The organism is Bartonella queenslandensis (assembly GCF_018155095.1).
GTDB classification, from domain to species: Bacteria; Pseudomonadota; Alphaproteobacteria; order Rhizobiales; family Rhizobiaceae; genus Bartonella; species Bartonella queenslandensis_B.
The window spans coordinates 244,148-259,153 of the sequence record NZ_NAAI01000001.1 but is presented as its reverse complement, the minus strand read 5'-3'; the positions used below and the strand labels follow the sequence as shown (position 1 = coordinate 259,153).

Genomic DNA, 15,006 nt, shown 5'->3' with positions numbered 1-15,006 from the left:
AATTAAAAACGATGTAAATATCCTTTTGCTTTACATAATAATTTTTATACAATTTGAATTTACAAAAAAGATCACAATCTTAATCGTCTAGCATGCTTATCAATAATATGAGCCATTCTTTCTTCATTAATCTATGCCAAAATAATTCTTTAAAGCCATTAAAAACGACTGCTTCCTTATCTTTTGCTTTAGAATTGCATTAAAAATGCAAACTCTTTACAAAAAATGATTGCTAAACTTTCCTTCCTAAAACAGAATAAACAAATTTTCATCCAGAAGAAAAAAATACTGGAACGTTATTAAAAGTATGATCCCCCAAGCTTCAAATAAAATTTTTTATACAAAGTATATCCTTTCAACTCATCTTCATACGATGAACAACCTTTTGTAATCGATCCTTAAAGCTTCTAAAAATACCCTATTGTAATGGCCAAATCCACATAAGCATGGGAACAGCAACAATAACGATCAACACCGCTAATGGAGCCCCCAAACGTGGATAATCACTAAAACGATATCCTCCTGGCGCCATCACGAGCATATTGCTTTGATGTCCAATAGGTGTAAGAAATTCACAACCTGCACCAATTGCAACAGCCATCAAAAAAGCTTCAGGCTTATAATGAAGAGAATGAGCAAAACTTGACGCAATGGGTGCGACCATCATAACCGTCGCTGCATTATTCAAAAATGGCGTAACCAACATGGCTGTCACCAACATCAGTGCTAAAGCACCAGAGGGTGGAAAGAATATTGCCAGTTGGCTTAACCATTGACCAATGAGATCCGTACATCCCGTTTTCTCTAACGCTTCACTTACTGGAATAAGAGCCGCCAACAGGACTAATATTGGTCCATCTAATGCCTGATACAGATCACGCGCGGGAAAAACGCGAAAGATAACCATTGCAGTGGCAGCAAAAAAGAAAGAAAAAGCAACAGGAACGATGTGAAAAGCCGTAAAAATAATTGCTATAAATAAAATGGCTAAAGATATAAAACCATGTCGTAAATTTCCAAACGCAATATTTCGTTTTGCTAGGGGCAAACATTTCAATTCCCTTAATAAATTTGGAATAACCGAATCTTGTCCTTTTAAAACAATTACATCTCCAAGATGGAAAATAATATCATCAAGTCTTCCTCGAACCCTTTCATGTTGACGACTTAACGCAAGTAAATGGACGTTATAGCGATCAAATAGGGAAAATTCTTTCGCACTAATGCCAATAAGAGGCGAGTTATGAGTAATGACCGCTTCAATAATATCAATGTCACTATCCTTATCCCCTGTAGAAAGAGCTTGCCCCTTAAAAAACTCTAAACGAGCAGAATTCATCACACTATCTATTCCTGTATGTGATCCTTCCAGCAAAACAATATCGTTTTCCGACAAAACAAAATCCGGTAGTGGCGAAATAGATACTTTGTTTCTGATGATTTGAATCACCATAACATCACCACTTGATGGCTTAACCAAATCAACGATACTTTTTCCCACAATTGGTGAATTTATTGGAATATGCACTTCTGCAACATAATTACGAATATCAATGGCATCATCAAACGATCCACCCGAACGCACACGCACAGGCAAAAGCCAATAAAAAAAGACCAAATATAAAACACCAACTGTCGCAATAACCGCACCAACTGGTGTAAAATCAAACATAGTAAAAGGTGCTCCTGCTAAACGTTCTTGCATCGCTGAAATAACAACATTGGGAGATGTTCCTATCTGTGTCATAAGCCCCCCTAACAAAGAACCAAAAGCCATGGGCATCAAAAAGACAGAAGGGGAAATCTGAGAACGACGTGCAAACTGAAAAGCTATTGGAAGCATAATAGCTAAAGCACCAATGTTTTTAACAAACATTGATAACACGACAACAGAAAGAACCAAAAAAGCTAATTGAAGACGTACTGATTTCACATCTGGCCATATTCGTTGAATAATAAACTCCATTACACCAGAGCGCGATACAGCCGTACTGACCACAAAAACACTTCCCACGATAATAACAATATCATTACTAAAACCGCTAAAAGCTTCCTTTGGACTGACAAGTCCAAGAGCACACGCAATTAATAATGTACAAATAGCAACAAGATCATAACGAAATCGATCCCAAATAAAAACAACCATCATAAGACCAATGATCAAAAAGGCCATTATTTGATTTTCTGTCATAATACTCACCTCTCCCCATTAAATTATAATGAACAAAAACACCTTTTTATATGTTTTAAATATTCCTATAAACAGCAGAAAGATAAAAGCAGACATAGGAATATTTTAAGATAATTTAAAGTGATAAAAAATATGAGGCGCATAAACTTATCTTTCCTTCATTGTGCGTATTTTTCTATAACGTGCTGAATCCAAAGAAAATCGATAAAAGTTGATAAAGCGATATTGCAAAAAAGATGAGAATAACTCTAATATAGAGGACAGATGACTGTTGAAACTGGTACACGCTATATTTTAACCTTTGTCATTGCTTAAAAAAGTTTATCTTCACTCTCAATTTAAAGAGTGATAAAAATGAAAGAAGAAAGAATGGTCAATCTTAATAGTGGGTATCAAAATAACCTAAAATATTGGCTCACTTGCATTATTGGATTTGTTGCTATCTTGGCAATGATCGGTGTTGGGGGATTTTATATTGCAAAACCTTATCTTGACAGTTTTGTAAAACAAGAGATAGCCCGTCGTGCTATAAAAGCAGAAACAGCTGAAGTCAGTATTCTAGGTAAAGTCAATTTAAAGAACGTTACACTCCCCGTTCCAGCCGATACATCACTTAAAATTGGTGCCATTTCTGCTCGTCCTCCTTTTTCTTTTATTCCTGGAACTTTTACATTTTATAATGTTGACTTAAAGCATAATAATATTCACGTAAAAATTCCCCAAATTTCTCTTAAAGGTATATCCTTAAAAGACAAAGATAGAACAATCACATCGCATCTTTTACAGACAATGATGCGTATTGAGCTTGCCTCAATGAGTGCTCCCAATATACAACTTTCTATAGGAAATAAAAACAAACGAGCAGAAACGGTTGAAGTCAAAGATTTTCAGCTTTTTGACTTTAAAAAAGGCCATATTCGTTCTGTTAGTATCAAAAATATGGATCTTAAAACAGTTGCAGTCAATGGTGATAAACAAATGCAGCTGATGGCTAAAAGTGATACAATAAAAGCCCAAGATATCGACATCAATTATGCCTATTCTATCATTTTCGGAAAAAATAACGCTCTCAATCAAGGAAAAACCGTTACTGGTCCTATTCTTCTGAACAATATAAATGTTGATATTTTTGAAGAAGCAGAAAAAAATAGCTCCTTCTCCCTTGCCCAATTTAAAACATCTGGTCTAAAGATGAAACCGCTTGAACAAGCTCCTGAAAAATTGGTCAAAGCTTATCTTAATGCAAGAAAAGAAAATAATAAAGTCGCAGAAAAAGTAGCACAAAATGGTCTCCTTCTAAACATACTGCTCGCCATTACCTCTGCTGATGCCAAAATCGATAATGTCATCGTTGATATTCCATCATTGAAAGCATCTCTCGAATCATTCCAATTTAAACCAAGCTTGTGGAAACACCCTATCCCCAAAAAGCTTTTCCTTTCTCTCAATAACCTTTCCGTTTTGCCTAAAAAAATGAATGAAAAAGACTTAGAGTTCCTCAAAAATCTGAACTTTGAGCGCTTTGATATTTCAGGAAAACTTGATATTTCTTATGATGAAAAAAAACATATACTCTTTCTTGATACAATGTCTTTCAATATGAAAGATGTTGGATCTGGGAATGTATCGGCTAAGGTTATTGATGTTGATGAAGGGCTTTTTTCTGGTCAACAAAATGTCATGATTGCTGCTTCTCAAAACATTGGCATTAATGAAATTGATATACGATATAAGGATGCAGGTTTCATTGATAAGCTTTTTTCTTATCTTGCGAAAAGCCTTGATGACAGCCAACATGATCTTAAAAAGGAACTCTATGATGATTTCTATTTAATGATGACGAAAACCCCCAAAATGCTGCTAAAAAATCATGACGAAGCAGAAAAAATTTCAAAATCCTTAGGTGAATTTGCTAAAAATCCAAAAACATTGATCGTTAAAATTAAAGCAAAAGATAATAAAGGGCTCACAATGGTTGACCTCGAATCTGCTCTACAAAATGATCTATCCAAGGCTTTAAACAAAGTAGACCTCGCAATTAGAAATGAAGCATCGCCTTGAACATATCGTGCTTTAAACATGATGATCTTGTCTATAAATTAAGAACTTTATTCCTCTTTTTGCTTTTATATGATACACACAGCATCGTGGTAGTGTTATTTACACAGAGAATATAGAATCGTAAAATTGTCGATAGTTGGAGTTATTTATGTCTGATTTATCTTCAAATCGCTTGCCTAATCGCGCTTCTCGTGTCACCAATCAAGCGCTTTCTGCTATCGAGCGTTTTCTCCATATTGAAGCTCTTAGTGGCATTGTTCTTTTATTAGCTGCTGCTTCTGCACTCATTTTTGCCAATTCTAAATATGCTGCTCTCTATGAAGCTTTTTGGCATACACCGCTTGGTTTTAATTTGGGTCATTTCACTCTTTCATGGGATTTACATTTCTGGGTTAATGATGCTCTTATGACTATTTTCTTTCTCGTCGCAGGAATGGAAATTCGACGCGAAATTCATGAAGGTGCTCTTGCCGATTTTAAACAAGCAATTTTACCGATTGTTGCGGCAATAGGGGGCGTTTGTGTCCCTGCAATTATTTATTTCATCTTTAACTTTAACGAGGGACATATCCACGGTTGGGCTGTGCCAACAGCGACAGATATTGCCTTTGCTCTTGGTATTCTAGCTCTTCTTGGGAAAAAAATTCCTTCTAATCTTCATGTCATTCTTCTATCATTAGCCATCATTGATGATATTATTGCTGTTCTTATTATTGCTTTTTTCTACTCAACAAACATTGACCCTAGTGGTTTATTGATTGCAGGTGCAGGTATTGCTCTGGTACTCTTTTTTCAATGGATCGGACTTGCATCAGCATGGCTGTACATTTTACCTGGTGCAATTATCTGGTGGGGATTAATGGTAACAGGCGTTCATCCATCACTTGCTGGTGTCATCTTAGGTATGATGACTCCCGTTTTTCCTACACGCACTCTTGTAGCGCCACTCACCATGCTCAGCAACGCTATGCACATTCTCCAAGAAAAAAACGCAAAAACAGATCTCCATCACATTTCAACCGCATTGAAAAAAATGCGCAAAGGACAACGGGCCATGATTGCGCCAGTAACGCGCATTCAAAAAGCGCTGCATCCATGGGTTGCATACGGTATCATGCCGATTTTTGCCTTTGCAAATGCAGGAGTAAGTTTTGCAAACTTTGATCTTTCTTCTGACAAATCATTCTTAATTGTTCTTGGTGTTATCATTGGTCTTTTCGTTGGTAAGCCCCTTGGCATTATCACAGCCAGTTATCTAGCTGTAAAATCAGGACTATGCCGTCTCCCTCCTCATATGACATGGGCGGGTATTTTACTCATTGGATTCTTAGCAGGAATTGGATTTACAATGTCTATCTTTGTTTCAATGCTTGCCTTTAAAGATATTATCCTGCTTGATGCTGCAAAAATTGGGGTCCTTTGTGGCTCTGGTTTATCTGCTTTTATCGGACTTGGGTATGGACTTATTTATATTAAGCGCAATAAAAACGTTTCTCATAATTCCGAATAAACCAAACAATCATCTACTTTATTGGACTGATCTTTTAGCATAGTCAAGATTTTATCTACAGTTCTTGAAACAGGTGTATCTGCTGGCTAAGATATTTTTATCTTATATTCATTTCGGCTAAATGAACGATTTGAAAATCCCCATAAAAACGTTAAGAATTGCCTGTTGTTGTTTCATTTACTACAGGCAAAAAAACATTAAACCTCAAAAAGAGTTGCTGTTATTATAGCCTCTATCCTTAACTTATTCTCTGTATTCAAATATACTTGTGCATAGCTCTACAGGTCGTTCTTATATCATCATATGAATATTTCAAGAGAATAAAAATATCATTATCATAGCAGAACTTGATCACTTTTTTAAATAACTGTCCTTTTCCAAACTTTTAAAAAATGCGTTGTCGTTTAATGATCACCGGTCGCCTCATTAAAATATTAAGATATAAAATATTTTTCCAAAACTCTTAAATTATCGTGGACTGACCTTTAAAACTCTCGATGTAAAATCAATGAGGTCACAAAGGAGAAGAGATCATAGATAAATTTTTCAATGTACTCATCAATGGGGGTATTTTATTTATCGTTAAAACAAGCCTTGTCTATATGGTATCGTATTTGATTATGAATTGAAGAAACAGAAGCCGTTCCATCAATGACGATAAATCATTCGTCTACTTCTGATAAAATTTGATATACTTGATAAACTTTTTCAATAAATGAGAATTTCTCTTTGTATTTTAAAACTAAACCGTTCCTTTTTGGCAATCGTTCGATAATAGCAGCAGACGGAAAATAACGATAAAATATGATACAAGGTCTTGGAACAAATTGATTTAAATTAATCACACTTTCAAGTGACAACCCTCGAGTATAAAAATAAGCAAGACTGCAATGAATATATTGATCACTGATGAATAAATTTTGCGATGAAATTAAAGAAGGTGTGATAAATTCAAGCGTATGTTTTCGTCTATCTGTTGTGGCTTAGAGTGCTAAAAGCAATAGATCAATTGATTTTCCACTCTCTCAATAATCTCTAACCTCTTGATTATTGCTATACCAATGACTGAGTTGAAAAGTTTGTATTATATGTTTTTCTTGCGCCCAATAGCGAAAAATCTCTTGTGCTTGAGTGCTGCTCTTCCCACTCCCATCAAATCCACATAGAGCAACAAAAGAACCAGAATATTGCTTCAAAGATCACATGGAATTATATATATCTTGATGAAGATACATTTTTCTCCATCCATATAATTTATGTCGTTTCACATCTAAAATCTTCTTATTGAGAGAGAGGGCATTTTATCTATTGATATCATAGGTATGATACCAATAATACTCTCCCTTTCAGCATGAGAGCTTGAGGTTTTTATAAACTATTTACGACTAGGATAATATTTTTAATTTTTAGCCGACTAAAAAGCAAATTGTGCAAGCTCTATGATATTGATTCTGAATTCCCATTCTCATAACATACACATATATGCATTCTTCTTCTCTTAAAAAAAACTATTGTAGACAATTCTCCTTTCCCTTTATCTTATAACGAAACGATTTATAATAAGTATTTTATGTTGTCTCTTAAATAGTTTTTATTCCTACGCCAATCGTGTTGGTGATATGCAGGCAAACAGTTTTTTGCTTCATCATAAGGAAATCTTTAATGAAAAAATTTCACCGTATAAATTATGCTTATAAAGAAAATCATTCATACATATTAAAACTTTACGTTCTTGAAATTGAGAGTTTAAAAATACTTAACCCTTATCCAGTCCATAAACAGCATGTAATGTTCTAACTGCAAGTTCAGTGTAAGCACTATCAATCAAAACAGAAATCTTAATCTCGGAAGTCGTGATTGCTTGAATATTAATACCTTTTTCAGCCAAAGCTTTAAAAGCTGTAGCCGCAACACCTGCATGGCTGCGCATTCCAATACCAATCACAGATATTTTTGCAAGATCGCTTTCAAATTGGAGAACATCAAATCCAATTTCTTTGCGATTTTTCTCAAGAAGTGCAACGGCTTTTTCTACATCTGCTGATGGTACAGTAAAAGTCATATCCGTTTTTGAGCCATCTTCAGAAATATTTTGCACAATCATATCAACATTAATGCACTCTTCAGCTAAAGGACCAAAAATTGCTGCCGAAATCCCTGGACGATCAGCAAGTCGACGCAGCGAAATTTGTGCTTCATCCTTAGCAAAAGCAATACCAGTTACATTTTGTTGTTCCACAATTTCATCCTCATCGCAAATAAGTGTTCCAGAAGAGTTCATTGGATCGCCCATGTCTAATGCATCAGGATCCTCAAAACTTGAACGTACAAAGGTACGAACCTTATGAACCATTGCCAATTCAACAGAACGAACCTGTAAAACTTTTGCCCCAAGAGAAGCCATCTCTAGCATTTCTTCAAAAGCTACTTTTGGTAAACGGCGCGCTTTTGGTTCTATACGTGGATCCGTTGTATAAACACCATCCACATCCGTATAAATATCACAGCGATCAGCTTGTACAGCTGCTGCTATAGCGACAGCACTGGTATCTGATCCCCCACGTCCTAAGGTAGAAACCCGATTATCCGGAGCTAATCCCTGAAAACCAGCAATAACAGCAACCTGACCTTCCTGAAAACACTTTATTAAAAAAGACCCATCAATATCCGTAATGCGCGCACGTCCATGCGCATTGTCTGTGTGAATAGGGATCTGCCAACCAAGCCATGAACGTGCATTGATCCCCATTGTTTGAAGTGTCAAAGCCAGCAAACCTGAAGTGACCTGTTCACCAGAAGCAACGACAACATCATATTCACGAGCATCTCTATGGATAGGCGAAGCATCACACGTCCACTGGACAAGCTCATTGGTTTTACCCGCCATCGCAGAGACAACAACAGCAACCTCATTGCCTGCATCAACCTCTCTTTTGACATGCCGTGCAACATTATGAATACATTCAATGTTTGCTACAGACGTTCCACCAAATTTCATGACAATGCGCGCCATTAATAACACTCTTACCTTTACATCTCTTATCTCAAGCGATAATGAGAATAAGATGCTCTATCCACTAACTGTTTTCTCGACATAGCGAATATCTATCATTTGTGCAAGTTTCATTATGATTATATTAATTTTTCTTGACTTTGTATAAAATCTCCTGGCCTTGATCATTTTAAATAAAAGGAAAGCACCATGATAGATAAAACACGAACAACTGTTGATCAAAATGAAATTGATCATTTTTCACGTATCGCTACAGAATGGTGGAATCCACAAGGGAAATTTCGACCTCTTCACCAATTTAATCCAACACGTCTTGCTTACATTAGAGAAAAAATCTGTTTAGAATTTAATCGTGACCCTGTTTCACTGAGGCCTTTTGATAATTTGAAAATTCTTGATATTGGCTGTGGGGGGGGCTTGTTATGTGAACCAATGGCACGTCTTGGCGCTATAGTTGTAGGCGTTGATGCAGCACAAACGAATATTGAAGTCGCAAAAATCCATGCTGCCCAAAGTAACCTTTCAATTGATTATCGCACAACCACGGCAGAAGCACTCGCTAATGAAGGGGAAAAATTTGATATCATTCTTAATATGGAAGTTGTTGAACATGTCGCTGACGTTAATCTCTTCATAAAAGCGACAGCAAAAATGCTGAAACCACGAGGGTTGATGTTTGTTGCAACACTCAACCGCACGTGGAAAGCATGGGGGCTTGCTATTATAGGTGCTGAATATATCCTCCGTTGGCTACCAAAAGGAACCCATGATTATAAAAAATTCTTAAAACCTCACGAACTTAAAAATTTCTTATCAAAAAACGCTCTGACTGTCATTGATGAGATCGGTATTACTTATAATCCATTAAACGACAGCTGGAATCGCTCAAAAGACATGGATGTTAACTATCTCCTTCTCGCAAAACGGTCTTAAAGAGATATCATTTACAGCAATTATAGATTTTGCAATAAAGAATTGAGTTTTCCCTCATCTTCTAAAGCATAAAGATCATCACAACCACCAACATGATAATCACCTATAAAAATTTGTGGAAATGTACTCCGTCCATTCGCACGTTGTACCATTTCTTGACGAAGGGATGTGGAAGCATCAATATCTGTATATTTTACACCCTTTTTGTCCAGCAAATCACGTGCTTTTGTACAATAAGGACAACCGGGGCGTGTATAAATGATTATCTCTTTCATAAGTATTATCCTCCAAGTATTTTTTTAATAATATCACTTTAAATTCCCCTTAAGAAGAAGGAAAAATAGAATCTTCTTTAAGGACACGCGAAAATGTTAGCACATCAATCTGTCGTGCACCTGCATATTTTAATGCAGATGCTGCTGCCGTAACTGTTGCACCCGTTGTAAATACATCATCAATCAGTAAAACAGAACATCCTTTGAGATATTTTTTAACCTTATGTGAAACCTTAAAAGCATTTTTTACGTTAATTTTTCTCTCTCTCGAAGAAAGACTAACCTGGGGACGCGTATGCCGACAACGAACAAGCCAACCTGGTTTTAAAAGCTTTTTTTGTGATGCTGCAATATAACGTGCAAGCTCAGCAGATTGATTATAACGTCTCTCCCAAAAACGACGAAAATGCAATGGAATGGGAATAATAACATCACACTCATCAATAACCTCACGCCCAGCAAAAATCATCCAATTGGCCATAAAAGATGCCAATTCTATATGATCTCCGTATTTTAAGCGCGTTACCAAAGTGCGTGCAAGCCCTTTATGAACAATGGCGGAACGAACACGTGAAAAAGGGTAAGAATTATGCAGTGCTTCACCACTGAGAAAACCATCCCCCATATCACAAACAAAAGGCGTCCCCATAACAGGACAATAAGGTTTCGTGATAAATTGAAGGTCTTTCCAACATTCAGAGCAAATCGTGCCATAAGTAGAAACATTTCGCTTACATCCAGGACACATTGGTGGATAAAGCATCGTTTTAAAGCACTCAACGAATTGACTGAGTATATCCCAGCTATTTAAAGCCGCTTCTCGAAAATAAAACATTATAAATTTAGGCTGTTACAAATTCCCCGTAGAACAAAAGTTCCTTTGTATTCTCTCAATTTATAAATTTAATTTCTTTAAAAACTCTTAACCTCCTATAAACTTGTTTTTCTTTCACATTATAAACTTGACAGAGCTTGCATAAACATGAACCTTTTCAAGATATATTCTTTCATAGATCGAAAGTGTTCTACAATATGTCTCATCCTTTAATTTTTGATCATAACCGCATTGAACAATTCCGCAAACGTGCTTTCCAAAAAGCTAAAAAAGGGGATGACTTTTTACTCTCTCTCATGGCAGAAGATCTCTATACACGTCTTAGCACTGTTGATCGACTCTTTACATTAGCTCTCGATTTACACAGCCATACTGATCTTGCCACGAAAACTCTCATGAAATCTGGAAAGGTTTGTTCTATAGAACGTATTGAAACCGATATACTTTATCAAAGCCATGATAAAAAATTTCATTTACGTCACCGAGAATTTCTTGATTTGCCTCAAAATTACTGTGATCTTGTTGTTTCACTTCTTTCATTACAATTGACGAATGATACCCCTGGTGTTCTAAGCCAGATAAAAAACACCCTTAAACCAGATGGTTTATTTCTAGCTGTTATGGCAGGAGCTGGTACACTCAAAGAATTACGTGAATGTCTCCTACAAGCTGAAATTGAAATTTATGGTGGGGCAAGTCCTAGAATTTACCCTTTTGCCGATATTCGTGATGCAGGTGCTCTTTTACAGCGTATTGGCTTTGCTCTACCTGTAACAGATGTTGAAGAGATTACAATACGCTATAATACAATGTTTGACCTTATGCATGATCTTAAAGCAATGGGAATGCAAAATGCCCTTATCAATCGCTCACGACGCCCTGTCTCCAAACGATTTTTTCTTCGTGCTGCTGAAATCTATGCACAAAAATTTAGCGATCCTGATGGACGTATTCGTGCACATTTTTCTTTCATCTGGCTCTCTGGTTGGGCGCCTCACCCCAATCAACAAAAACCTCTACAACCTGGTTCTGCACAAATGTCTCTGACAGATGTTTTTTCCCCAAAAAAACATAACCCGAAATCATTTTTTTAAAATACTTTTATCCGTTGTCTGTAATATTTGACTGGTGATCGTTCCAGCTACCATTGAATCACTCACGTTTAAAGCGGTACGCCCCATATCAATCAGCGGCTCAATAGAGATAAGTACAGCAACCAAAGTAATAGGAAGCCCCATAATTGGTAACACAATCAATGCAGCAAAAATAGCCCCTCCCCCCACACCCGCAACACCAATAGAACTCAACGTTACAATTCCAACAAGCGTAGCAATCCAAGTAGGATCAAGAGGATTAACCCCTATCGATGGTGCAATCATGGTTGCAAGCATCGCTGGATAAAGACCAGCACAGCCATTTTGTCCAATTGTAGCCCCAAAAGAAGCGGCAAAACTCGCAATGGATTGCGGTACACCTATCCACTGTGTTTGCGCTTCAATATTCAAAGGAATACTTGCAGCACTTGAACGACTGCTAAAAGCAAATGTTAAAACTGGTAAAACTTTTTTGAAAAAACGAAAAGGATTAACCCCAGAAATGCCAAGTAATACACCATGAATTCCAAAAACTAACATAATGCCGACATAAGAGGCAATGATAAAAACAAGTAAATTTAAAATATCTGCAATATGCGAAGTTGCTCCTACTTTCGTCATAAGAGCAAAAATACCATAAGGTGTCAAAGCAATCACAATACGAACTAACCGCATAATCCAAGCTTGTGCCACTTGAATAAATAAAAGCGCTTTTTCTCCTTTTTCTGGCTCATCTTTCTTTAAAAGAAGAACCGATGCCCCTAAAAACGATGCAAAAATAACAACACTGATAATTGACGTACGCTTGGCTCCACTTAACTCAGCAAAGGGATTTTTAGGAATAAAGGACAAAATCATTTTGGGTATATTCATATCTCCAAGTTGAGAAATACGATCCCCAAGAACAGCAGAAACAGCTTGCCCTTCATGTACCAAACTACTTGCTGTTAATCCAAAGGCATTAACAACCAAAACACCAACCAACGCTGAAAGAGCCGTCGTAATAAGCAATATTGAAATTGTTATGACGCTCACCTTTCCAACAGCATAAACAGAATGTAAATGAGCAACAGCTGAAACGATGGAGACAAAAACCAGTGGCATAACAATCATTTGTAACAATGAGATATAACCTTCACCAACAATGTTAAACCATTCAACGGATTTCAATAAAGTGGCTTCACCCTCTCCATAAAAAACCTGCAAAACACTGCCAAAAATCAAGCCAAGGATAAGCCCTAGCATAACACGGAATGAAAGACTCCATTGCATTCTCTTACTGTGAGCAATCCATAATAAAAAAATAACAAATAGAAATAAATTGATGAAAAAATTAAATGTCATTGTCTGTGCCCAGTCTATACCCACTATTGTCATGATTGATAATGAATAATATGCATAATTCAAAATCAATACGTAATATTTAAAATTAAGGTATAAAGCTTACAAGGCTTTTAAAAAGTCATTATTTTTTTAATTTATAGAGTAAAAGAGAATTTTTTATCTACAAATAACTGTTTAAGGAAAATAAATAAATTTATTTCCCTATTATTTAATAATTTATGATCTTATAAAATAATTTAATGAGAGAAATATCAATACCATTCATTGTATTGTAATACTTAATAATTCTAACTTATCTTATTTTATTAATGCCCTTATTGCTTTCTTTTTCTCTTTTGCCTTTTGAATTGAAAAAAGCTTTTTTGAAAAATGATTGATTAACAAACAAACATTCATCAATTTTCTGGAAAATAAACCATCAATCTCCTCTTGCCAATTTTATGGACCGTACTCTCAATGAAAGCTTTTTGAAGAGGCTTTTTTATTTTTTTAAATTCTCTTTATAGGCATAAAATATGCCCTCTTAATAACAAAAAATCACAAATGTGAAAGCTTTAAAACCACAATGCCTATTCAAAAGAAATACAACTAATAATATATAAAATCACTCTATACACTATAAAACACAATACCAACAAAAATACCATATATCCTGTCGATATAACCAAATTAAGTGATATCAACCGTCATAATAGCTGTATTCAATATCGGTCTATTTATCAAAGATAAGGAGTTAAATCACTCATGAAACGTACCATAGCATTTATTGTGTTATCTTCTCTATTGATACTTGTGTTTGCTGTATTAGTATCATTTGGATATACAAAAGTGAACGATCTGAATCTGTACGATGAACTTTATCAGTCATACCTCAATAAAAACTTTAGAGACTCAGAATATCGCGACAAAGAGGAAATAGCAAAAGAATATATAAAAATGTTTTAGAGTAAGATAGAAAACGAAAAATTGAATCTTCATAATTAGATATTTAAAAGTATTACCCCAAGATACTTTTTTGTAGGTGATTTGCTCTTTTTAGGTAAAGAATCCTAATATGGAGATTTGCTAAGTATTCAAATAGGCTACTCCTTAATTTATTGAAAAAAAATATTTTCCTCTCAAAACTTGAAGCAGACTTTAGGAATTAGATGTTTGAATACGTTTCTAGATTCTCCAACGCGCATTAACCGAAAAAAACAAACATCCTGTCTTAAAGAAAATAATCCCCTCTAATTTCCCTACCCATTTAAAAAATGCCGCTATTGCCTGCACGATGACTGTATAATTTATCATATAATGATAAAAGTATAGAATCCCTACGCAGTCTTGCTATTAAAAAATGGAAGCAACAAACTGTTAAGAAGCATACTCTATGTTTTTAAATAATAAAAGAAGTGTTTGTGGCTTACCAGCACAACAAAATAAAATTTTGTATTTTATTCTACAGAATAAAACGCTTCATATTCCTATAAGCAACATTGAAGCTACTGAGCAAAAATAATGTTTTTTATCCCCTATTTTTAAGCAAAAAATTATTTTCTGCCCTCTTCATAAAAGGAATGAGCCAAGTGGGTAAAAAATGTTTTATAAAAAGCTCAATAGATCAAATCACCTTTAGCACAAAGATATATTAGCATAGAATTATAACATGGAGGTTATGGAAATATCGTGATCGTCGTAATCTGCAGTGAGCAAGAGGTCTTTGTATTGTATCCCTTTATGAGAAAATTTGAAAGTAAGAGTGGATAGT

At 35.5% G+C, this 15,006-nt stretch carries 9 protein-coding genes and 1 pseudogene; 4 read left to right on the top strand and 6 right to left on the bottom strand.

Features of this window, described 5'->3' with window-relative positions; all coding sequences use genetic code 11:
- Positions 1-418 precede the first annotated feature (418 nt).
- Complete coding sequence (locus B5V81_RS00935) at positions 419-2,191, bottom strand: SLC13 family permease (RefSeq protein ID WP_212111294.1); 1,773 nt, start codon at positions 2,189-2,191, stop codon at positions 419-421.
- 354 nt (positions 2,192-2,545) lie between these two features.
- Here B5V81_RS00935 and B5V81_RS00930 point away from each other — a divergent pair, with 354 nt between their 5' ends.
- Together B5V81_RS00930 and nhaA are read left to right on the top strand one after the other, a co-directional pair.
- Positions 2,546-4,252 (top strand): aq_1923 C-terminal domain, encoded by a 1,707-nt coding sequence (locus B5V81_RS00930; protein WP_212111292.1) that lies wholly within the window; start codon positions 2,546-2,548, stop codon positions 4,250-4,252.
- Between the two features lie 148 nt (positions 4,253-4,400).
- Entirely contained in the window at positions 4,401-5,762 is a 1,362-nt protein-coding gene (gene nhaA, locus B5V81_RS00925; protein ID WP_212111290.1) for a Na+/H+ antiporter NhaA, read from the top strand.
- Positions 5,763-6,424: 662 nt separating this feature from the next.
- On the opposite strand, the pseudogene B5V81_RS00920 reads toward nhaA, so the two are convergent.
- Together B5V81_RS00920 and B5V81_RS00915 are read right to left on the bottom strand one after the other, a co-directional pair.
- A pseudogene (locus B5V81_RS00920) lies at positions 6,425-6,727 on the bottom strand (hypothetical protein); the annotation flags it as partial.
- Between the two features lie 791 nt (positions 6,728-7,518).
- The gene (locus tag B5V81_RS00915; protein ID WP_212111288.1) at positions 7,519-8,775 is read right to left on the bottom strand and encodes an aspartate kinase; all 1,257 of its coding nucleotides are present in this window, start codon (positions 8,773-8,775) and stop codon (positions 7,519-7,521) included.
- 189 nt (positions 8,776-8,964) lie between these two features.
- On the opposite strand from B5V81_RS00915, the gene ubiG reads away from it, so the two are divergent.
- Complete coding sequence (ubiG, locus tag B5V81_RS00910; protein ID WP_212111287.1) at positions 8,965-9,708, top strand: bifunctional 2-polyprenyl-6-hydroxyphenol methylase/3-demethylubiquinol 3-O-methyltransferase UbiG; 744 nt, start codon at positions 8,965-8,967, stop codon at positions 9,706-9,708.
- Positions 9,709-9,728: 20 nt separating this feature from the next.
- Here ubiG and grxC read toward each other — a convergent pair whose 3' ends face one another.
- The gene (gene grxC, locus B5V81_RS00905; protein ID WP_212111286.1) at positions 9,729-9,983 is read right to left on the bottom strand and encodes a glutaredoxin 3; all 255 of its coding nucleotides are present in this window, start codon (positions 9,981-9,983) and stop codon (positions 9,729-9,731) included.
- 49 nt (positions 9,984-10,032) lie between these two features.
- On the bottom strand, positions 10,033-10,818 hold the full coding sequence (locus B5V81_RS00900) for a ComF family protein (RefSeq protein ID WP_212111284.1): 786 nt from the start codon (positions 10,816-10,818) through the stop codon (positions 10,033-10,035).
- 197 nt (positions 10,819-11,015) lie between these two features.
- Between B5V81_RS00900 and B5V81_RS00895 the strand changes: the two genes are divergently transcribed.
- Positions 11,016-11,912 (top strand): methyltransferase domain-containing protein, encoded by an 897-nt coding sequence (locus B5V81_RS00895; protein ID WP_212111282.1) that lies wholly within the window; start codon positions 11,016-11,018, stop codon positions 11,910-11,912.
- Here the strand turns inward: B5V81_RS00895 and B5V81_RS00890 are convergent.
- Positions 11,901-13,256 (bottom strand): L-cystine transporter, encoded by a 1,356-nt coding sequence (locus B5V81_RS00890; RefSeq protein ID WP_212111280.1) that lies wholly within the window; start codon positions 13,254-13,256, stop codon positions 11,901-11,903. The two genes, B5V81_RS00895 and B5V81_RS00890, sit on opposite strands and share 12 nt — an antisense overlap.
- Positions 13,257-15,006 lie beyond the last annotated feature (1,750 nt).